This window comes from uncultured Porticoccus sp. (assembly GCF_963975625.1).
Classification (GTDB): Bacteria; Pseudomonadota; Gammaproteobacteria; order Pseudomonadales; family Porticoccaceae; genus Porticoccus.
This window is the reverse complement of sequence record NZ_CAXBHS010000004.1, coordinates 86,575-108,960: the sequence shown is the minus strand read 5'-3', so window position 1 is coordinate 108,960 and position 22,386 is coordinate 86,575. Positions and strand designations below refer to the sequence as shown.

Below are 22,386 nucleotides of genomic sequence, written 5' to 3'. Positions count from 1 at the left end.
GCGGTACTGTTCATGAATCGATACCCCTTTTTCAGATAGACTCTGACTCAATCCGACCAGGCCCCCGATCCTTATGCAACTCAATATCGGCAAAGTGACTGCCCCACCGGCACCGGACAGCCTGCTCAAGGTATACGGTTATTACCGGGTCATTTTGTCCAGCGCCTTACTCACGATGTACCTGACAGGCGTCGCGACCCGAATCCTGGGCGCAGAGATGCCACAGCTCTTTTTGGGGACAGTCAGCATCTATACCGTGCTGTGCCTGCTGTCACTGATCTCGCTGAAGGTTTATCGAGCCACACCCGGCATCCAGATGTTGTTTTTCATGCTGTTGACCGACATGGTGGCGATCACGCTGATGATGCATGCCAGTGGCGGACTGGAAAGCGGTCTGGGTTTTCTGATGCTCGCCACCGTTGCGGCAGGCAGTATTCTGGTCGCCGGCCAACTGGCGTTACTACTGGCGGCAACGGCCAGTATCTGCGTGATGCTGGAAACGCTTTCGACGAGCATGATTCTTGGCCAAAGCAAAGAATCCATTTTCCCTGCAGGCATTCTCGGCATACTGTTGTTTGCCACGGCTCTGCTGTTCCAGGTATTAACCCAGAGAATCCGCCTCGCCCAGACAATCGCGGCGGAGAAAGCCATTGAAAGCGAACAGCTGCAGCAACTCAATGAATCCATTGTCAAACGGATGCGGACCGGCATCGTGGTGGTCGACAGGCAGGACAACATCACACTGATCAACAGTGCCGCCATTCAACTGCTTGGCGGACAACAGCCAGGAAAGCCACTGGGTGCTGGCCAGCCACTCAGCCTGGTCATGCCTCTCTACCAGCAGCTTGATCGCTGGAAGACCTATCGTTGGCTTCGAACTCCCACCTTTAAAACATCTACCTCGTCGATAGAAATCCAGGCTAACTTCACCTCTCTCCACCAGGGAGAAGATAAGCAAACCCTTATTTTTCTCGAGGATACACGCTCCCTCTCACAACATGCCCAGCAATTGAAACTCGCTTCCCTCGGTCGATTGACCGGCAGTATTGCTCACGAAATTCGTAACCCGCTCGGGGCCATCAGCCACGCCTCGCAACTGCTCGCAGAGCAGGCCACCGACAACAGCCAGGCCAAGCTACTGGATATCGTTCAGCGTCATTGTCTCCGGGTAAACCAGATTGTTGAAAACGTACTGCAACTATCGCGACAAAAAATCCCGGCATTTCAAAAAATCTGGCTCCGGCAATGGCTAAAAAAATTCCGTAACGAATACATGGACACTCAGAGAACTCCCTGCATCATAGAAATCGAGACCCTGAACAAGGATATCCAGATTTTCTTTGACCCGGGCCACCTGTCTCAAATACTGACCAACCTCGTGGATAATGGCCTGCGTTATAGTGAACAGGCCACAGGAGAGCGCTGGGTCAGACTCGTGGTTTGCAGGGATACGGGTTCAGAATTGCCCTTTTTAGACGTATTTGATCGCGGCCCAGGCGTTCCCTTCGAAGATCAAAACGCCATTTTTGAGCCATTTTTCACGACATCCCATGAAGGTTCGGGCTTGGGGCTCTATCTGGCCAAAGAGCTTTGCTGCGTCAATTATGCTTCACTCAATTATTTTGGAGAGGAGTCAGAAGACAGACACTTCCGGATTGGGTTTTCGCATCCAGACCGGGTATTACCGAGACCTCAATCATGATGAAAAAACGCGTACTGGTGGTAGATGACGAACCTGACATCAGAGAGCTTCTGACCATTACACTTGAGCAAATGGGTCTGGAAGTCGTCACTGCAGCCAAGCTGACCAAAGCGAGAAAACTGCTCGAGAGTGAAGAGTTTGACCTCTGCCTCACAGACATGAAAATGCCCGATGGCAACGGACTCGAACTTGTCGACCATATACAGGCCACGGTGCCACATTTGCCAGTTGCCATGATCACCGCCTATGGCAATATGGAAATCGCTGTCGATGCCCTGAAAAAGGGAGCCTTTGATTTTATCTCCAAGCCGTTGCAATTGATGCGGTTGCGCAACCTTGTCCAATCTGCACTGCAATTAAAAAAGGAGGTTCCAAATCCGGCCATACCTGAAACCGTATTGCTCGGTGAATCGTCCGCTATAGAAATACTTAAACAACAGATTCGACGTGTAGCACGCAGCCAGGCTCCCATCTTTATCAGTGGTGAATCCGGCAGCGGGAAAGAATTGGTGGCCAGAGCAATTCATTTTCTCGGTGCAAGGGCCAATGGCCCGTTTATTCCGGTGAACTGCGGCGCCATTCCCTCTGAATTGATGGAAAGTGAATTCTTCGGTCATAAAAAAGGCAGCTTCACTGGTGCTCATCAGGACAAACAGGGACTGTTTCAAGCAGCCAATGGCGGTACGTTGTTATTGGATGAAGTGGCCGATCTGCCGCTGCCAATGCAGGTCAAACTGCTGAGGGCAATCCAGGAAAAAAGTATTCGCCCGGTAGGCGCAGAAGAGGAAGTGGCAGTGGATGTCCGCATACTCAGCGCCACTCACAAAGACCTGGGGCGGGAGGTACAGAACAACCGCTTCCGCCAGGATCTGTATTACCGCATCAATGTTATTGAGCTGCAAGTCCCACCGCTAAGGGACCGCCCGGAAGATATTCCGCAGCTGTCAGAACACTTTCTGCAATGCTTTTCCCGGGAAGCCGGGACAAAACCTCCAATCCTGTCAGACGATGCGATGGCGGCGATCAGGCAACATACGTTTCCAGGCAATGTAAGGGAACTGGAAAATATCCTCGAAAGAGCATTCACGCTCTGCAATGGTTCAACGATTACCGCCAGAGACCTGCAGCTCCCCAACCATTCAACCGTTGCTTTCGCTCCCGGAAAGGGTTCCGAGTCAGATGTCAGCAGTTTTGGTTCAATCGATGACTACCTGGGTTCCATTGAGAAAGAACTGCTACTGAAAGCCCTCGAAAAAAATCGCTGGAACAAGACGGCCACCGCTCGTGAGCTGGGTATCAGTTTCCGCCAGATGCGCTATAAGTTGCAGAAATTTGACCTCGACTAAAACCGAACAAAGCAACATCAGAAAGGGTTCAATTTCAAACAGAGGAGAGCATTGCATAAAAATCCATTTTGCCACTATAGTCCAGTGTAAGTTTTGGCACTCAAAGGAATGAGTGAAGGCGATACAGGAAAAGGATTTTCAAATGTCACGGGTAAATGGATTTACTCTATTGGAGTTATTGATCATCTCCGCTTTATTAAGTGTATTACTGATAGCGGGCATCCCGGCGATGTCCCTCTGGATACAGTATCAACAATCAACCACCCTGCAGTACTCACTTATTCATAGCATTCAGTTTTCTCGCGCCCAATCGGTCAGTATGCAGAAAACCATCACGCTCTGCCCGGGTCTCGACAACTGCACAACAGAATGGGGCCCGAACTTGTTGGTTTTTGTCGACAATAACCGCAATGGCTCAGTGGACAGTGAGGACCAAATTGTGAAATATATTGTGCTGGATGACGCTGCCCGATTTTTAAGCTGGCGCTCATTCAGAAAAAAATCGTATCTCCAGTTTAACCCTTTGGGGCTCACTAACTCGCTGAATGGTACATTTCATTACTGCCCGGATAAGACAGAAAACCCCTATCAATTTGCAGCTTCTGTGGCGAAAACAGGCAGAGTCCGAATAAGACAACCCGATTGCTGAATAACCGGTTATTTCTAAAAAATCGCCCCGCTCAACCGTCGATCTAACTGATAAAACCGCTTGTCAGCAAGGCATTGACCTACTGTCAACAACACAATCATATTGATGATGGGTGTCAGTGTTTTCTATAACAGCCATATGGCAAACGATGAAGGCGACGTGTACGTGAAAAATGCTCGGGACCAAAGAGGATTTACACTGATAGAGCTAATGGTCACATTGGTGGTTCTGGTAGTGCTTCTTGGGGTAGGCATTCCCAGTTTTAACAATTGGGTCATCAGTACACGCATGGACACAGCTACCATGAATTTGGCGGGAATATTGAAACAGGCTCGGAATGAGGCCGTCAGCCGCCAGAGTGTCATCACCCTCGCCCCCAAAGCCGGGGGCTGGACTGAAGGACTGACGATGTATACCGATACCGACGTTGGTGGCAACACGGCCTACTCGGCAGCAAATGACACCCTGATCAAAGACCTGGAATTCTCCATGGGTGGAATCACAGCCAGCACCAGCACCAATGCCGCTGCTTACATAAGTTTCACCAGTGGTGGACTGCTCAACGAAGGCAATAATCCTGTGGAAATAGTCCTCTGTGACAGCACGGAGGAGGAAGGCGGCAGCTCTATTACTGTCAATCTGGTAGGAAGAACGAGTATTTTGAAGGGAACCAAAACCAACCCGTTACCATCGTGCACATTATGAAAAAAAGGCCTAATGACAATAAATCCCACTCCGGTGCCTCCCTCATCGAGGTGCTTATAGCATTATTGGTATTCAGTATCGGCCTGCAGGGTATTGCATCGTTACAATATCAGGCAATTAAAGAAAATTTTGACTCCTCACAACGCAGCCAGGCCGTATGGGCCGCACAGGAACTTGTCGCCCGCATTCAAGCCAATAAAGCAGGCAGGGAAGACGACGATTACTCGATCACTGACTTCACTGCCGACTGCGACAGTGAGCCAGACCCCTATTGTGCCGATACCGACTCGGACGCCGAGGGCTGTGACGCCACGCAAATGGCCACATTTGATATATGGGAAACCTTTTGCAGCAGTGGCAGTTCACCATTGAATCTTACTGCGTCCATATCCTGTGTAGATGCCGGTTGTCCCCCAGAATCCGACTATCAATTAACACTGCAATGGAGCTCAAAAGCCGTGGCGGATGACACGCAGGATATGACCGATGACGAGGATGCTCGAGAGGCTTTAATCAGGCAGCAGTTTATTCAGGTATTCAGACCATGAGCGCTGATAGAACCCGACAATACGGCCTTTCCATGGTAGAGCTGCTGGTAGCCATGGCGCTGGGCCTGCTGCTTACGGTTGGAGCCCTGCAGATGATGCTCGCCTCCCAGCAGCTCTACGACACCACCGATAGCCAGTCCAGAATTCAGGAAAATGGCCGGTTTGCGCTGGATTTCCTGAGCCGCGAAATCAGCAAAGCCTCTTATCAGACCAACGATGTAGACGTGGAAAACCGGACGTTTCTCACCGAAATCTGCGCAGACGCCTGCACTGAAGACACCACCGGGCTTGCCGGCGACCAGATTGCGGCTGTTTTCAACCCGGAGAATGACCGCGACTGCGCTGACAACACTGTCGGTCCGGATGACATAATCGCCAATGTCTTTTACGTGGATACCGTCGACGGGATCAGTGCTCTCAACTGTCGCGGATTTAACCTCGAGAGCAACAGCTGGATTGGCGTTGGCCAACCCCTGGTCGATGGCGTAGAGAGTCTACAGATTCTCTACCGCGTGGAATTACCCGTTGGCGACAGCTTTTCCTACGTTTCCGCCGACGATGTCACTGACTGGGCAGACGTGACTGCTGTTCGTGTTGCCGTGCTGGTTAACAATGGCCAGGAAATCGGTTCCGGAAACCTCGAAACACGCACCTTTACACTGCTGGATGCCGGCCCTTTCTCCCTGACCGACAAACACGAGCGGCAGGTATACAGCACCACCATCACTTTAAACAACGTGATCTACGCCGATCCAGGCAAATAAAGCAGAGAAATAATGCAGAAAAATAATGCAGCGACTATAAAAAGTAACACCCCTGCTCCCGATCGCAAACAGGGCGGCGCAGTACTGATCGTCTGTCTGGTGATGCTCACTATATTGACGATTATTGGTATAGGAACCACCACCGATATCAGCTTTCAATCGAACATGGTTCGCAACAGCCAGTTACGTTTAAACGCCTTCAACACAGCACTGAGTGAACTGAATGGTCAATATCGAAAAATGGTTGATGAAAACAGAGAGGACATTCTCAATGAGGCCCAGTTCTCTGGACCGGTAACAATCCCTGCGGCTGATTTAACCCAGACATCGGCCAATAACCCTTTTTCTCAAGAGGTAACCGTTGTTTATCTGGCTCCCTGTGGGTCGGGACAAGCTACCGGCTCCATGATTGGTAGTGGTAGTCCCTTTCAAGAATTTTGTTTTGAACTTAACAGCATTGTCGAACTTGATAACACCGGTGTTGGCTCCAGTCAGACGAGCGGCATCAAGCGACTTGTGCCCAAATAACCCGAAAAAAGGTCTATCGCTATGGACATTAAAAACTATTTTTTACCCTTGATCGGTGCAGTCTTTGGCATGCTGCTTACCGCCAACACGGCACTGGCCTTCGGGCCAATCATGGTGGAGATCGTTCGTACTATCGAGATAGCCAAAATTGAGATCAAAACCACTGACGGCGTTCAGGGGATGGGCACAGTGATAGCTTCACCGGTCCAATGCTCAATCGATTGCGAGCCGCAACCATACACATTCGACAGCACAACAACCTTCATTAACGCGTTTGGTGCAGAGCGCCCCATTAGTGAACTACAGACCTGGAGCGGCTACCACGCCAGTTTCACCTACCGCAAAGAAGACAACCAGGTGGTAAAAATCAAAATTATTCCCAGAGAGAGGATAGCAGAATGAAACTTACCAAATTTATTCTCTTTGGCCTGCCGCTACTTGCCGGTATCTCTGTTTCCAACCAACTGCTGGCAGACGATATAGAAATATTCTTCAGCGAAGAAATTTTATCCGAGACCGAAGAATTCCAGCCCAACGTGCTGTTTATTTTTGACTCCTCCGGCAGTATGGATGACGAAATTCTCACCCAACCACCCTACGATCCCGACCATGACTACGGCGGTCTGGGTGACGGCACGATATACGTGCATAACGAAGACTATAGCTACCGCAACGTCAGCATAGACCCCGCCAGAAACAGCTGTAAAGCCATGACAGACCACATGGCGGATTCACCCGACCTTCCGGTTTATGCGGGAAAACGGGTTGCCGAATGGCACGAGAGCACTGTAGAACAATGTACGGGGTGGTGGTGGTGGAGGACCTGTGAAACCATTTCGGTGAACTACTGGCGCGATGTAACCAATTCAAACAAAACCGTAGAGTGCCGGGATGATGCCGGGGTACACGGCATCGACAGCAGCTCCTCTGATCGCTATGCCAGAGACGGCAATAACGGCCCCTACTCCACCAGCAACCAGATCAACTGGAACCAGAACGGCATTACCGATCGCAGACTCTACGTCTCAGCCAATTATCACGAGTACCTGCAAGCCAACCCTTCTGAATATCGCAGGAAACTCGACATCATGAAAGAGGCGGGCACCGACCTGGTCAGCAACTTTACCGGTCTGAATTTTGGCCTGATGCGCTTTAATTACAGCCAGGGCGGTTACGTACTGCATCATTTTTCAGATATTGAAGATGACCGCGACGCCATTATCAATAAAATCAACAATATTCCCGCCTCTGACTGGACCCCATTGACTGAAACCCTGTGGGAAGCCCACCGGTACTTTAAGGGCGATTCGGTCGATTACGGGACTGCCTCAAACCGCGACCCCGCTGCAGTTACCAGCGGCTATTACAACTCCCCCATCGGCGAAAGCTCCTGCCAGAGCAACTATGTGGTGCTGCTCACCGACGGCGAACCCTATTATGACAATGGCAGGGACAACACCATCTCGAACATGACCGGCAATAGCTGCTCCCACTCGGACGGTGCCTCCACATCGAACCGCACCTGTCTCGATGAAATGGCCGAGTATATGGCCAACCATGACTACAACGAGACGCTGGACGGTACACAAAGTGTCAGAACCTATACCATCGCCTTCGATTTTGGCTACGAAATGGAGTTGCTCAAGACAACGGCGGAAAAAGGGCAAGGACAGTATCTGACGGCCAGCTCTTCCGAGCAGCTAAAGACGGCATTTAACCAAATCATTCTGGATATTCTTTCAACATCCACGACCTTCACTGCACCTGCAGTGTCAGTGAACGCCTTCAACCGGCTCCAGCATCAGAATTCACTCTATTTTGCCATTTTTGAGCCAAATATTTATCCTCGTTGGTACGGCAATATCAAGAAATACAGAATCAACACAGACGGCGATATTGTCGGCTCAGACGACGCCATTGCGATCAACCCGGATACTGGCTACTTTCATTCCAACGCGATCAGCTACTGGAGTCAGAACACCGACGGCAACGCAGTTAAAAAAGGTGGGGCCGCCAACAAGCTCACCAATAGCCGGCTTGTTTACACCGTCTCGGGAGATGCCAGCACCAACAATATTGTTCTTAACAGTGCAGAAAATATTATCGCTCTCGACAACGATACCATTACCAATGAGCTCTATGGTTTAAGTGATGATGCCAGTCAGGCTGCGCGCGACAAGCTCATAAAATGGATACTCGGCGTCGATGTCAACGATGATAATGACAACGGCAACACATCAGATGCATCGCATTTTATGGCTGATGCTCTCCACAACCGCCCGGTAGTGGTCACCTACTCCGGGAACTCTGAAGAAAACACCACGGAAGATGTGCTGTTTTTCACCTCCAACGATGGCACATTCCGTGCCATCGACACCAGCAATGGTGAAGAACTGTTCGCCTTCGTTCCCCAGGATCAACTGCAGACACAGCATGCCACTTACATTAACGATCCCGACGCCTCGAAAATCTATGGCCTCGATGGTCCCATGACAATCTGGCGCGAAGAAAACCCTGATGACGATGACATTACCATTGATGCTTCAGATGGCGACCACGTGTACAGCTACTTTGGCATGCGTCGCGGCGGTGATAACTACTATGCCATGGACGTTACCAACACCAACAATCCGAAACTCATGTGGACCATTTTTGGTGGCAGTGCCGGTTTTCGCGATCTGGGACAAACCTGGTCAAAACCAGTGCGTGGCCGCATAAACTGGAGTTGTGACGGGGACGGCGAAAATTGCACCACCAGAGACGTGCTTGTTTTCGGTGGCGGCTATGACACAGCACACGATGTGGCAACTACCCCGACAACGGGGGACATGGGAGCTGCTATTTATATGGTAGATGCCCTGACCGGCCAGAAACTCTGGTCCGCCGGTAATAACGACACCAGCGAGGATATTCACAATCTGGATCTGCCGATGAGCAACAGCATCCCCGGCGATCTGACCATGGCTGACATGAATGGCGACGGCATTGACGACATCATCTTTGGCGTTGATATACAAGGCAGTGTATGGCGTATTGATCTTAATAACGCCACCACCTCGGCAAACAACCTCGCCCAGGGCGGCAAAATTGCCAACCTTGCCGAAGCTGGAGAATTCCGCCGTTTTTACATTGGGCCCACTGTGTCCCTGTCGCAGAAAAAAGGTCGTGCACCCTTCTTTGTACTGACTTTTGGCAGTGGCTATATGGCACACCCAAAAAATACTGCGATAGACGATAGACTGTACTCACTCTTTGAATACAGTGTGTACGGGCCGCCCAAAGACGAAGATGGCGACGTTGTATACAACAGCATAGATAACGATGATTTGTTGGACATGACCAGCCCCGACAGTGACCCTGCCGATCCCCAGACAAATGCACCCAACGGGTTCTACAAAGATGCCATCGACACGGGTGAGAAGTTCATGCGACCGGCACTGACGATCGATGGCACATCTATATACACCTCTTATCTCCCGGAAGGCACCGGAGAGGTTGACACCACCTGTGGAGCCGGTTACCTCGGAGGTGGACGACTCTATGCCATGAACTTTGTCACGGGCAAAACCGTACTGTCCAGCCAGTACATCAACCTGAAGCAACCGGGTAACCCACCGGAAGTCGTCGCACTGTTTGTGCCAGATGAAGATGGTAAAACCTCAATAGAATACTATGTGGGAACGGAAAAAGTTACCGATCCAGACTGTGAGGGTGAAGACTGTCTGGACAAGACCCCCGGACTCTACAGAACCTATTGGCGGGAAAATCAATAGTGAAACAGCGTATCGAGGGATTCAGTTTAATTGAGCTCATGATTGTGGTGGCAATCATCGCATTGCTGGCGATGGTTGCGTACCCGTCTTATATGGAGACTGTCAGGGAAACTCGCCGCACCGAGGGCATTGCCCTGATTAACAAGGTGATGCAGGCCCAGGAGCGTCATTTTATCAACAACCTGACCTATACCACGGATCTGACCGATCTAGGCATGGCGGTGGCAACCAACCTTCCCTCTGAAAACGGGCATTACCAGATCAGCGCCGCAGCTTGCGCAGGGGGACTGCCAATAGATGAGTGCATTAACGTCGTGGCGACGGCACAGGGAAGCCAGGCTGTGGAGGGTAACCTGGGACTCAGTAGCCGAGGGGAAAAAACCGGCAACTGGGAGGACTAGCTCTGGTTTTGTGTTCTTGAAACAGCCTTTCCAAAACAAAAAACCGGACAATGTCCGGTTTTTTTCTTAGCTCATAACTTATCTATTTCACTAGCGAAGTTCTCTTGGCATCGAGAAACTGATATTTTCAGTGGCCCCGGGAAGCTCTTCCGGTGGACGCGCACCCAATGTTTCAAGTTTGTGCACAACATCGCGAACCAGCACTTCCGGAGCTGAAGCACCGGCAGTAACACCAATGGCTTTTTTGCCAACCAGCCAGCTTGGCCTGATATCCAGCGCGCTATCAATCAAATAGGCATCGGCACCACATCGATCGGCAAGCTCTCGCAATCGATTGGAGTTTGAACTGTTTGGCGAACCGACAACCAGCACCAGATCACACTCCAGCGCCAACTGCTTTACGGCATCCTGGCGGTTCTGGGTGGCATAGCAAATATCGTCTTTTTTGGGACCGGAAATGGTGGGAAATCGCTTCCGTAGCGCATCAATCACCTTGGCGGTATCATCAACCGACAACGTTGTTTGGGTAACGTAGGCCAGATTACCCGGTACCTTGACGTCAAGTTGACTGACATCTGTCTCATTTTCCACCAGGTAGATATGCCCACCATTGGCGTCATCATATTGCCCCATGGTCCCCTCCACTTCAGGGTGACCCTGATGACCAATCAGGACGCACTCCCGGCCCTCACGACTGTAACGCACCACCTCCATATGCACTTTTGTCACCAGCGGACAGGTCGCATCAAAGACCCGCAACTGCCGCTGCTCAGCCTCCTGCCTGACAGACTGGGGTACACCGTGGGCACTGAAAACCACAATCACATTATCGGGCACCTCATGGAGTTCCTCGACAAAGAAAGCACCGCGCTCGCGGAGCGCATCCACCACGAATTTATTGTGCACCACTTCGTGGCGGACATAGATAGGGGCACCAAAGATATCCAGGGCACGATTGACAATATCAATGGCCCGATCAACGCCAGCGCAAAACCCACGCGGATTGGCAAGTTTGACCTCCATTAGTGGGTCACCGCCGGTATGACATCAAGAATTTTTACGGCGAAGGTAATTTGATGGCCTGCGAGAGGATGATTGAAATCCACCATGACATGCTCATCATCCACTTCAACCACGACTCCGGGCAACTCGGCCTGGCTGGCATCTGCAAATGACAGCATCAGCCCCGGCTCCAGCTGAACATCATCGGTAAAGTCCCCTTTTGAAAAACGCTGGATGTTGTTGGGATTGTGAGGGCCAAAGCCCTGCTCAGGATCAATCTCCAGTACGGCCTCATCACCGGTACTCAGACCAAACAATGCAGACTCAAAACCATTCAGCAGACTTCCGTCACCCACCACAAAGGTTGCCGGTTTACCTGAAAAGTTGGAGTCCACCACCGAACCATCTTCCAGCGCCAGCGAAAAATGCAGCGTCACCTTCGTATCCGGCCCAATGGTGACAGGTGCCGTTTCATGGGTATCAACCATCAATTTTTCCTCTCATGTGACTGGTCGCGATGGCATAGACTTTCAATGATTAACAGGATAGCACCCACTGTAATCGCAGAATCCGCCACATTGAACGCGGGCCAGTGATAATTCAAATAATAGACATCGATAAAATCAACCACATAACCGAGAAACACCCGGTCCAGTAAATTACCAAGCGCGCCACCGAGCACCAGCGCCAGTGCAATACCCAGCAGGGTTTTCCCAGTGGTCAGACGCGCCATCCAAAGCACAATGAAAATACTCACCGCCAGCGCAATACCGGTAAAAAACCAGCGCTGCCACCCGCCTGCATCACTGAGAAAGCTGAAGGCTGCACCCCGGTTGTGGAGCAGCGTCAGGTTCAGCATAGGCAGCAACTCCACCGCCCGGCCATAGACCAGTGACGCCGAGGCCCAGTATTTGGTGGACTGGTCGATCAGAATGACCAGTACGGACAGGAGATACCAGCCAGCACGGGATTGCATGGTATTTACCATTGGCATCTGGTCACGCAAACAGACGCCGTTCGCCGGCACCTGTGACATTTTCCACACAGCGGCCACATAATTCCGGATGTTCAGCCACCGCACCCACATCGGCACGGTGATGCCAACAGCGGACACATTTGTCATGGGACGTGCGATCAACACGCAAAAACAAACCCTCAAGCTCCGTAGGTTCGGCACCGTTTGCATCACTGAGTGGTGCCAGCCGGGCCTCAGAGGTAATCAACACAAAACGCAATTCATCTTTCAGTTTACCCAACGCACTGGCCAGCGCATCGTCCGCGTACAGCACTACTTCCGCCTCCAGAGACTTCTGGATACCCGTCTCTTTTTTGCCTTCCAGTACTTTGTTGACCGCATTTCGAGCCCTGGCAATCAGCACCCAATCGCTGTCGGGAATCGCATCTGGGGCAGCGGGTGGCAGCGACCACCACTCCGCCATAAATACCGACTCTCCACGCTCTCCGGGCATGACACGCCAGATTTCATCCGCAGTAAAACTGAGCACTGGGGCAACCCACCGAACTAGAGCCTCGGCGATATGGTAAATTGCCGACTGCGCAGATCGTCTGGCCCTAGAGTTCTCCTGACAGGTATATTGCCGATCCTTGATGATATTCAGGTAGAAACCACCCATATCGGTGACACAAAAATTGTGCAGTTTCTGGTAGATGGGATGAAAATGGTAGCTGTCATAGGCGGCGAGGATATCCCGCTGGGCACTGGCAGCTCGCCCCACAGCCCAGCGATCCAGCTCCAGCATATCCTCGACCGGCAACAAATCCCGAGCCGGATCGAAACCGTTGAGATTTGAAAGCAGGAATCGGGCCGTATTGCGGATGCGCCGGTAGGAGTCCGCAGTGCGCTTTAGAATCTCCTCGGAAACGCTCATTTCCGCGCTGAAATCCGTCGCTGCGACCCACAGGCGCAGGACATCCGCTCCCAAATCGTTGACGACCTGCTGGGGCGACATCACATTGCCCAGGGATTTGGACATCTTTCGGCCATCGGCATCCACCGTGAAACCGTGTGTCAAAACAGCCCGGTATGGGGCACTGCCCTTGATGGCAATGGCCGTCTTCAGGGAAGACTGGAACCAGCCGCGGTGCTGATCGGATCCCTCCAGGTAGAGATCCGCCGGATAGGCGAGCTGGTCGCGGGCATCCAGTACAGCGGCATGGGTAACCCCCGAGTCGAACCAGACATCCAGAGTATCCGTAACCTTGGTATAGTCTGCAGCTTCGTCACCCAGCAACTCTGTAGCATCGAGATCAAACCAGGCATCAATGCCCGCCTGCTCAACACGCTGGGCAACCACCTCAATCAACTCGGCAGTGCGCGGGTGCCAATCGCCGGTTTCCCGGTGAATAAACAGGGTTATCGGCACACCCCAGGTGCGCTGACGTGAAATACACCAGTCGGGGCTGTTCTCCAGCATCCCCTCAATGCGGGCCTGCCCCCAGGAAGGATACCAGGTGACGTCCTTCACCGCCTTGAGGGCTTTATCCAGCAGGCCGTTCTGCTGCATGCCGATAAACCATTGCGGTGTGGCGCGGTAGATCAGCGGGGTTTTGGTCCGCCAGCAGTGCGCGTAGCTATGGGTAATTTTATGGGTGGCCAACAGCACGCCCCGCCGCTCCAGCTGCGCCAGAACGGCTTCATCCGCCTTGTAGACATGCTCGCCAGCAAACAGCGGCACGCTATCGCGGAAAAGGCCATGATCATCAATATAATTGAGTGTGCCAATACCGTATTTATTGGCCACCACGAAGTCTTCCATGCCGTGATCCGGCGCTGTATGGACGCAGCCCGTACCGGTCTCAGTGGTGACATGTTCACCCAGTAATATCGGCACCTGGCGATCATAAAATGGGTGCTGTAGCAGCTGATTCTCGAGCCGCTGTCCTTTGACACGGCCAACAACCTGGTAGTCTTCCACACCCCAGCGCTTCATCACGGCAGGCACTAGCTCTTCGGCCAACAGAAAGCGACTGACACCCTCACCGGCATCACACTGCACCAGCACATAATTCAATTCAGGATTGAGACTGACCGCCTGGTTGGAAGGCAGCGTCCAGGGCGTGGTGGTCCAGATGGCCACTGCGACCGGCCCTTCGCCGGTCACATTATCCACGAGGGCCAAAAAGGCTTCGGTATCCACAACCGGGAACGCCACATCGATGGAAAAAGACATTTTGTCCTGATATTCAACCTCGGCTTCCGCCAGGGCTGAGGCACCGACCACACTCCAGTAAACCGGCTTGAAGCCACGCACCAGATGACCATTTTCTATGATCTTGCCCAGTGCCCGAATAATATTTGCCTCAAACTGGTAATCCATCGTCAGATAAGGGTTTTCCCAGTCGCCCAGCACGCCGAGACGCATAAAATCCTTTTTCTGGCCATCCACCTGACGGCGCGCATACTCCCGACATTTCTGACGAAATGTCTTGGTGTCCACCTTGACGCCGGCTTTGCCGATTTTCTTTTCAACCTGGTGTTCGATGGGCAGTCCGTGACAATCCCAGCCGGGCACATAGGGCGCGTCATAACCGCTCAGCGTACGGGACTTGACGACGATATCCTTCAAGATTTTATTGACCGAGTGACCGATATGAATATCGCCATTTGCGTAGGGAGGACCGTCGTGCAAAATGAATTTTTTTCTGCCGTGACGCTGCTCACGAATTTTTTCGTAAAGCCCGTCGCTCTGCCAGGATCTCAGCATGGTCGGTTCCCGCTGAGCCAGGTTGGCCTTCATGGGAAACTCGGTAAACGGCAAATTGAGAGTGGCTTTATAATCAGTCATCGTTTTCCAACATCGGGGTTACACCTCGGCAAAGTACTGCCGGGCCAGCGCAATATCACTGTGAATTTTCGTTACCATTGCTTCGAGAGAATCAAACGTCTGCTCTTCCCGTATTTTCTTTTTGAATTCCACATGAATTCTTTGACCGTAGATTAGCTGATCAAAATCCAGCAGATGTACTTCGAGCACCGGTTTTATCAAGTCGCCCACGGTGGGCCGCACGCCCACATTCGCGACTCCGGGCAACCGTTTGCCTTCCAGCAGCACCTCCACCACATATACGCCGCTCAATGGCGCGCGATAGCGATAGAGCTGCACATTGGCAGTGGGGATACCCAACTGTTGACCCAATTGCTGCCCATAAACCACCCTGCCGGTAATATGATAGGGTCGTCCCAGCAAGGTTTCTGCCAGCGCAAAATCGCCGACTTCCAGCACCTGGCGAATGCGTGTACTGCTGATCCGCTCACGGCCATACTGCAAGGTATGCGTGTCGATCACGTCAAAACCCTGCTGTTCCCCAACCTGTCTGAGCAGTTGGTCATTACCGCTGCGATCATGCCCAAAGCGGAAATCGTCTCCGACCACCAGACAGCGAACATCCAGTCCTTCTATTAATACTCTGTCAATAAATTGTCGGGCAGACAAACTGCGCAACGAAGGATTGAACTGAAGGCAGAGAACCCTATCTACACCTTCGCTGACCAGCGCCTCCACCTTTTCGCGTAAACGCATCAGCCGGGCCGGAGCCTGCTCTCCCGAGAAAAACTCCTGAGGCTGGGGTTCAAAAATAATCACCACAGAAGGCAGCCCGTATATTGCGGACTTTTCACGCAACTGTTGCAGTATTGCCCGATGGCCGAGATGAACGCCGTCAAATGAACCGATCGTCGCGACACAACCTCGATGTCCCGGACGCAGATTATGCAACCCACGGATAAACTGATGCTTTTTTCCGGTCACTGGTTTGGAGTCACTGGCGGCTTTCATCGCGAAACAAAGGCAGCAGTATAACCCAGCCCAATGGGGGAAAAACAGGCGCGGCGCCGCCACAGCAACACTTTTGTGACAGTGCCCTAGCGATGGCGGAGGTGAGAAGGTCGCATGCCACCCACCAGCAAAAACAGTGTGTATACCAGCATGCCACTGAGACAAATCAAGAGCATCCAGCCAGCACGCTGCCAACCGCCCCAGAAGAGCCACTGATTCAGGTGAGCCGTGAACCCCAACAGCACCGTCGCCATGACCAGATTCGCACCCAGCAAGGTCAGCAAAAAGCGGCGCCAGCCGGGAGAAGGATGATAAATACCGAAGCGATACAGGCCCCTAAACAGCAGTCCGGCATTCAGCATGGCCGCCAACGATGTTGCCAGCGCCAACCCGACATGCCCGATGCCAAAATAGTGGTCCAGCGGCAGGGCAAACGCCAAATTGAGCACCATATTGGTTACCAGGGCAATCACCCCAATACGCACTGGGGTTTTCATATCCTGCCGGGCAAAATAACCGGGAGCCAATACCTTGATTAGCATGAAAGCAATCAGGCCAATCGCGTACGCCTGGAGGCTGAGGACCGCCATTCCGATATCCCGCGGCGTCATCACATCACCATAATAAAACAGGGTCGTGAGAATCGGCTCGGCCAGTATCATCAATGCCACCGCCGCTGGAATGGCAACCAGCAGCACCATACGCAGAGCCCAGTCGAGAGTGCGGCTGAATACTTCCCCGGTACGGGCAGCATGTTGCCGGGACAGGCTGGGCAAAATCACGGTGGCGATCGCAATGCCAAACACACCCAACGGAAGTTCAGACAGCCGGTCGGAGTAATACAGCCAGGAAATACTGCCCGTTGGTAGAAACGAGGCAATCACAGTATCCAGCAACAGGTTGATCTGGCTGACAGAAACGCCAAAGATTGCCGGCACCATCAGTCGAAGCACTCTGCGCACACCTTCATCCCGCCAATCCACTTTAGGGTTCGGGAGCCGGTGAATCTGAGCAAGAAATGGTAACTGAAACAGCAGTTGCACAACCCCGGCCACCAGCACGCCCCAGGCCAGTGCATAGACGGGCGCATCAAACCAGGGGGCGGCCACCAGTGCCGCGGCTATCAGGGTGAGATTTAACAGTACCGGCGTGAAAGCGGGCACGGCAAAACGGTCGTAACTGTTGAGAATTGCCCCGGCCAGGCCTGTCAGGGATATCAACATCAAGTAGGGGAAAGTGATCCGCAGCATACTGCTGGCAGCGTCAAACTTGTCCGGGTAATCGAGCCAGAAACCAAAGGCGAACAGTGCAGTGACTAACGGCGAAGCAATGACCACCAGAATGGTGAGCACAATCAGCGATGAACCCAGCACGCCAGCCACGCTATCCAGTAAAGCCTTGACCGCTGCCGGGGTGCCTTTTTCGCGATACTCACCCAGTACTGGCACAAATGCCTGGGCAAATGCTCCCTCGGCAAACAGTCGTCGAAAGAAATTCGGAATTTTAAAGGCGACAAAGAAGGCATCGGCCAGCGCATCGGCACCGATGACCCTGGCAAACACCATATCCCGCAGCAAGCCAAGCACCCGGGAGAGCATCGTCATACTGCCGACCACACTACTGGAGCGCAGCAGGCCAGGCGCTACGGGGGGTTCGGCGGCTTTGTGCTCGGAAGGATTTGAATCGTCTGAATTCTGTGGTTGCAAACCGGCATTGTCCCGACAATAGCTAAACGCAAGGGGCAAATCATAGTGATTTTGGTGACGGGATGATAGCGGCATTGCTGATTGGCAAGGCCCGGACAACCAGCTTCAACAACCGGGATCGACTGCTGGGTATCGCGCCTGAATACGCCGACACATGCCCAGCAACCAAACTAAACGCAATTTGCGGATTTTGTGGGCTTTGGCCTGTTGATAAGCCGTCCCAAAACCTGTATATTTCCGCGCCTTGAATCAAGACTCACGATTGAGAGGAGCACCCAGGTGGCCAATACACCCCAAGCACGCAAACGCGCACGTCAGAATGAACAGCGTCGCCAGCACAATGCCGGCCTGCGTTCTATGGTACGCACCTATATCAAGAAAACCTACGCCGCCATTGCAACCGGCGAAGTGACCACGGCGACTGCCGCCTACAACTCTGCAGTGCCCGTCATTGACCGGATGGCCGACAAAGGTATTATTCACAAAAACAAGGCTGCCCGTCACAAGAGCAGACTGAACGCCCAATTGAAGGCAATGGCTGCCAGCTAAAGGTTTACAGTTGCCATCAAAAAAAACCGGCCGATGGCCGGTTTTTTTATGGCTGACCGCTAATCGGCGATCAATAATTAATCATTTTCTAGCGACCTTTCAGCTCCAGACGCCGGGCCATTTCCGCCATTACCAGCATATAAAGCTCATCCCCGAGATAGACGTCCTCTACCTTGTAGTCAATGTTGGGGTTATCGTTGATTTCAATTACGTAGGCCTGCTTGCCCTGATGTTTGATATCGACGCCATATAAACCACTACCGATCACCCTGGCTGCACGCAATGCGGCATCCAGCACCTCTCTCGGCACTTCGTAGGTTGGCAGGGTTTCAAAACCACCTGAATTAAAACGTTTGCTGCCATGATTGTAGATTTGCCAGTGATTGCGAGCCATGTAGTAACGGCAAGCATACAAAGGCCGATAGTTGAATACCCCGATGCGCCAATCAAAATCGGTATAGAGATACTCCTGGACCAATACCAACGCAGTGGTTTTCAACAACTCAGCGAGATGCGCCGACAACTCCTCGCGGTTAGCAGCTTTGAATACGCCTTTGGAAAATGAACCTTCGGGTATTTTTAACACCACGGGGTAGCCAAATTCCTTTTCAATGGCATCCAGGTCGTCTGGGGTGTGCGTGGAAAACACTTGGGTTTTGAGGGCGGGGACACTATTGTAGGTAAAGGCATCCTGTAAAAACACCTTGTTACAACAACGCAAAATGGAGGTAGGATCATCGATTACTACCATCCCCTCTATCTCCGCCTTCCTGGCAAAGCGGAAGGTATGATGGTCGATAGCGGTGGTCTCACGAATAAACAGGCCGTCATATTCGCCAAGGCGCGGGTAATCCCTGGCAGTGATTAACTCCGCATTGATATTACACTTGGCGGCAGCCTTGATAAAACGGCTCAGGGCTTCCTTGTTACTGGGAGGCATGATCTCCTTGGGATCCACCAGCACACCCAGCTCCCAGCGATAGGATTTCTTCTTTTTCGGGCTCTGCCAGCGTTTTTCGTTAAATTTGAGCATCGCTTCCAAAAATTTCGGACGCTCCGCTTTTGGCAATTTACCCAAGGAGATGGCAACAATACTTTTTACTTGCCAGCCACCAGACCAGAACAACACAACTTTCAGCATGGGGGCCGGATACACAGAAAACAGTCGCTGTCCGAAGCGGGAAAAACCGGGGTCTGATGCAACCCCAAAATTCACATAAAACGTTTTTTTCTCCCCTTCTCCTCCCGTATTGGAACCGGATAACAGCAGCTCACCCGTGATACGCGACATGTACAACAACTTACTGCGCAGATCGTTGATTGTGTTCACAGAAGGCATCACCCGATGCCCCCGGGCCTCCGCCAGCAGGGAACAATAGTATCCCCTACTCAAATACTTTCCACTGTCACACAGGTTGATCAGGCTGAGCTTTTTCTCGCCTTTTTTCGGGTGATCCTCCAGATATTGTGCAAAACTGATGGCCCGGTCATCGAAGCCAAAGCCGTTGATGTCCTCGAGATCGTCCACCACCAGCAAAAGATTGGACATAAATTGTTTACTCTGTCTGTATTGTCAGCAAATATAGAGAGACGTTCCCAGGCTACCGGATCCCGGCAACCTGCCGGTTCATCAGATCTACCCTGTTAACCAACTGAAGAAACCCACTGTCACGCCGCTATTTAAACAGCTCATCAAGACCGAGGTTATCGAGTTCGAGGCGCACCAATTTCCGTATATCAGCGGGATAGTGGCATATCAGCGAATCGTGCGCCAGACGCTCGGCGGTAGCAATAGGCAGCGTACGAATCAACCACTTCATCTGGGGTAATTTAGCGGCACTCATACTGAGCGTACGCATGCCGAGGCCGAGCAACAGGACCACTGCCACCGGATCCGAAGCCATCTCACCACAGAGACTGACCGGGATCCCAGCATCTTTGGCCAGCTTGAGAATGCGCTGAATCTCGAGCAGCACAGCGGGGTGCACATGGTCATAACGGGCTGACACCCGGGGGTTGTCACGATCCAGCGCCAGCAGATACTGGCTGAGGTCATTGGAACCGATGGAAATAAAATCGATCTTTCCGGCCCAGAACGGGATTTGGGAAATAGCCGCCGGGACCTCCACCATAACGCCCAAATCGGGCCTGGTAACAGCGTAGCCCTCCGCTGTCAGCTGTTCCATGGCATCAAGAAAAATCTCGGAAAAGTCGTCGAGTTCACTGGTGGAGCTGACCATTGGTAACAGAATTCGCAGATTGTCCATGCCCTCTGCTGCGCGCATCATGGCACGCACCTGAGTCATCAGTAACTGGCTGTTATCCAGGGTGAAGCGTACTCCACGCCAGCCCAGAGCCGGATTTTTTTCGTTGTCGACCGGGAAATAGGGCAATTGCTTGTCTCCACCAACATCCAGGGTCCGCATATGAACCGGTTTGCCTTTGTAAGCTTCCAGGACCTGCCGATAGACTCCGATCTGCTCTTCCTCGGAGGGGAAGCTATCGTGCACCATGAAAGGGATTTCTGTGCGGTACAGGCCCACACCCTGGGCGCCACTCAAGAGTCCCGGAGAGATATCTGCCAACAGCCCGGTATTGGTATAAAGGGTCACGGCAATACCATCCGGACTCACAGCGGGCAAATCGCGCATTTTTTCCAACTGTTTCATCAGGGCGCGGCGATCATTCACCAAGCGCTGATACTCTGCCAGAACCGCATCACCGGGATTGAGCAGTACCTGACCATTGTTCCCGTCAACAATAATTTGGGCGTCATCAACCAGCCGACGCAACCGGCCGGTGCCCATGACAGCAGGAATACCGAGCGCATTGGCAAGCACGGCTGTATGTGACAGACCTGAGCCGTCAAAACAGACCAGCCCCACCAATTTGTCACTGGGGATCAGGGCAATATCGGAAACACTTACCTGAAAACCCACCAATACGATGTTCGTATCGGGGGGAATGGCCACAGGCTTGATCCCCCGCCAGGCGTTGAACAACTTGTTACCCAGATGGTGAATATCTTCGTGACGGGCTTTCAGATAAGGGTCATCCATCTCCAGAAACAATTCGGCAAAATGCTGCACTGCCTTACGTAGCGATCCCGGCAACCAGTTGCCGCCACGAATGCCCTTCTCTACATAAGAGCAGAATGCCGGATCCTCCAGCAGCATGTTGTAGGCGCTGAAAATACCGGCGACACTGCCGGATATCTCTTTGCCGAGGGACGTCTGCTCGTGATCAATTTGTGCCCGCACCACGGCAAGCAGTTTCTGCCAGTCCTCCACGGCACCGGGAATATCTTCACAGGGCGCATCGAGCACAGAGTACAGTTCGCCGTGATCGCTTATTTTGATATGACCGATACCGATACCGGGTGCACCCTTGACACCAGACACCCGCTCGTTGAGGCCAATCATATCGCCCTGAGCAAGCGGACTGGTACCCAGCAACAATGCCAAATGGGCTGCCAACGTCACTAAAAAGCCCTGCTCTTCCTCAGATAGCTCGCGAATTTCACGCCCCTGAACCACCAGAACACCAATGACTTTGCCAGCATGCACGATAGGCACACCACAAAAACTGTGGAACTGCTCTTCCCGTGTCTCTGCGACATAACAATATGAGGGGTGTACTGTGCCATCGGCCAGATTGACCGGATGACGACTGGTGGCGACCAGCCCCACCAGCCCTGTGCCAGGCGGCAACTTGACGTTGCGTACGGCTTTTGCGGCCAGACCGTGGGACGCCAGTAACAGCATTTCTCGCTGATCATTCGCCAGGTAGAGGCTGCACACATCCACCGCCATGGTCTGACTGATAGACTCAACGATCAGGTTAACCTGATCAATAGGTGTATCAGCCGTCGCCACGGTCTGGACAATACGAGCTAACTCATGAACAACACTTTTCAT

At 52.4% G+C, this 22,386-nt stretch carries 19 protein-coding genes; 11 read left to right on the top strand and 8 right to left on the bottom strand.

Features of this window, described 5'->3' with window-relative positions:
- Nucleotides 1–73 precede the first annotated feature (73 nt).
- The 10 genes from AACZ64_RS05385 to AACZ64_RS05340 all read left to right on the top strand — a co-directional run bounded on the left by AACZ64_RS05385 (nt 74) and on the right by AACZ64_RS05340 (nt 10,416).
- Complete coding sequence (locus AACZ64_RS05385) at nt 74–1,702, top strand: ATP-binding protein (protein ID WP_293614139.1); 1,629 nt, start codon at nt 74–76, stop codon at nt 1,700–1,702.
- Nucleotides 1,699–3,048: a sigma-54 dependent transcriptional regulator gene (locus AACZ64_RS05380; RefSeq protein WP_293614140.1), complete on the top strand. Its 1,350-nt coding sequence runs from the start codon at nt 1,699–1,701 to the stop codon at nt 3,046–3,048. Before AACZ64_RS05385 ends, AACZ64_RS05380 begins: the two co-directional genes overlap by 4 nt.
- 142 nt (nt 3,049–3,190) lie before the next feature.
- Nucleotides 3,191–3,697 carry a GspH/FimT family pseudopilin gene (locus AACZ64_RS05375; RefSeq protein WP_339639753.1) on the top strand — a complete coding sequence of 169 codons (507 nt, stop codon included), beginning with the start codon at nt 3,191–3,193 and terminating at the stop codon, nt 3,695–3,697.
- 138 nt (nt 3,698–3,835) lie between these two features.
- Nucleotides 3,836–4,402 carry a GspH/FimT family protein gene (locus tag AACZ64_RS05370; protein ID WP_339639752.1) on the top strand — a complete coding sequence of 189 codons (567 nt, stop codon included), beginning with the start codon at nt 3,836–3,838 and terminating at the stop codon, nt 4,400–4,402.
- Nucleotides 4,399–4,950, top strand: a complete 552-nt coding sequence (gene pilV, locus AACZ64_RS05365; protein WP_293614143.1) for a type IV pilus modification protein PilV — start codon at nt 4,399–4,401, stop codon at nt 4,948–4,950. Before AACZ64_RS05370 ends, pilV begins: the two co-directional genes overlap by 4 nt.
- A complete protein-coding gene (locus tag AACZ64_RS05360; RefSeq protein WP_293614144.1) occupies nt 4,947–5,714 on the top strand; it encodes a PilW family protein in 768 nt (255 codons plus the stop codon). The genes pilV and AACZ64_RS05360 overlap by 4 nt, the downstream gene beginning before the upstream one ends.
- A 12-nt stretch (nt 5,715–5,726) precedes the next feature.
- Nucleotides 5,727–6,242 (top strand): pilus assembly PilX N-terminal domain-containing protein, encoded by a 516-nt coding sequence (locus AACZ64_RS05355; protein WP_293614145.1) that lies wholly within the window; start codon nt 5,727–5,729, stop codon nt 6,240–6,242.
- A gap of 21 nt (nt 6,243–6,263) precedes the next feature.
- The gene (locus tag AACZ64_RS05350; RefSeq protein ID WP_293614146.1) at nt 6,264–6,644 is read left to right on the top strand and encodes a hypothetical protein; all 381 of its coding nucleotides are present in this window, start codon (nt 6,264–6,266) and stop codon (nt 6,642–6,644) included.
- Complete coding sequence (locus AACZ64_RS05345; protein ID WP_293614147.1) at nt 6,641–10,015, top strand: PilC/PilY family type IV pilus protein; 3,375 nt, start codon at nt 6,641–6,643, stop codon at nt 10,013–10,015. The genes AACZ64_RS05350 and AACZ64_RS05345 overlap by 4 nt, the downstream gene beginning before the upstream one ends.
- A complete protein-coding gene (locus AACZ64_RS05340; RefSeq protein WP_293614148.1) occupies nt 10,015–10,416 on the top strand; it encodes a type IV pilin protein in 402 nt (133 codons plus the stop codon). The genes AACZ64_RS05345 and AACZ64_RS05340 overlap by 1 nt, the downstream gene beginning before the upstream one ends.
- Nucleotides 10,417–10,506: 90 nt before the next feature.
- Here the strand turns inward: AACZ64_RS05340 and ispH are convergent, their stop codons facing one another.
- The 6 genes from ispH to murJ form a co-directional block, all read right to left on the bottom strand.
- Nucleotides 10,507–11,439, bottom strand: a complete 933-nt coding sequence (gene ispH, locus AACZ64_RS05335) for a 4-hydroxy-3-methylbut-2-enyl diphosphate reductase (RefSeq protein ID WP_293614149.1) — start codon at nt 11,437–11,439, stop codon at nt 10,507–10,509.
- Nucleotides 11,439–11,906, bottom strand: coding sequence for an FKBP-type peptidyl-prolyl cis-trans isomerase (gene fkpB / locus AACZ64_RS05330; protein ID WP_036859793.1), 468 nt, complete (start codon nt 11,904–11,906; stop codon nt 11,439–11,441). Before fkpB ends, ispH begins: the two co-directional genes overlap by 1 nt.
- Complete coding sequence (gene lspA, locus AACZ64_RS05325; protein WP_036861479.1) at nt 11,906–12,394, bottom strand: signal peptidase II; 489 nt, start codon at nt 12,392–12,394, stop codon at nt 11,906–11,908. The genes fkpB and lspA overlap by 1 nt, the downstream gene beginning before the upstream one ends.
- A gap of 22 nt (nt 12,395–12,416) precedes the next feature.
- The gene (gene ileS / locus AACZ64_RS05320; RefSeq protein WP_293614150.1) at nt 12,417–15,224 is read right to left on the bottom strand and encodes an isoleucine--tRNA ligase; all 2,808 of its coding nucleotides are present in this window, start codon (nt 15,222–15,224) and stop codon (nt 12,417–12,419) included.
- An 18-nt stretch (nt 15,225–15,242) separates the two neighbouring features.
- The gene (gene ribF / locus AACZ64_RS05315; protein ID WP_293614151.1) at nt 15,243–16,214 is read right to left on the bottom strand and encodes a bifunctional riboflavin kinase/FAD synthetase; all 972 of its coding nucleotides are present in this window, start codon (nt 16,212–16,214) and stop codon (nt 15,243–15,245) included.
- 86 nt (nt 16,215–16,300) lie between these two features.
- Nucleotides 16,301–17,995 (bottom strand): murein biosynthesis integral membrane protein MurJ, encoded by a 1,695-nt coding sequence (gene murJ, locus AACZ64_RS05310; protein WP_081890863.1) that lies wholly within the window; start codon nt 17,993–17,995, stop codon nt 16,301–16,303.
- Nucleotides 17,996–18,199: 204 nt separating this feature from the next.
- On the opposite strand from murJ, the gene rpsT reads away from it, so the two are divergent.
- Nucleotides 18,200–18,469 carry a 30S ribosomal protein S20 gene (gene rpsT / locus AACZ64_RS05305; RefSeq protein ID WP_036861474.1) on the top strand — a complete coding sequence of 90 codons (270 nt, stop codon included), beginning with the start codon at nt 18,200–18,202 and terminating at the stop codon, nt 18,467–18,469.
- Nucleotides 18,470–18,557: 88 nt separating this feature from the next.
- Here the strand turns inward: rpsT and AACZ64_RS05300 are convergent, their stop codons facing one another.
- Both AACZ64_RS05300 and ptsP read right to left on the bottom strand, forming a co-directional pair.
- A complete protein-coding gene (locus AACZ64_RS05300) occupies nt 18,558–20,018 on the bottom strand; it encodes a RimK family protein (protein WP_293614152.1) in 1,461 nt (486 codons plus the stop codon).
- Between the two features lie 127 nt (nt 20,019–20,145).
- Nucleotides 20,146–22,386, bottom strand: a complete 2,241-nt coding sequence (ptsP, locus tag AACZ64_RS05295; protein WP_293614153.1) for a phosphoenolpyruvate--protein phosphotransferase — start codon at nt 22,384–22,386, stop codon at nt 20,146–20,148.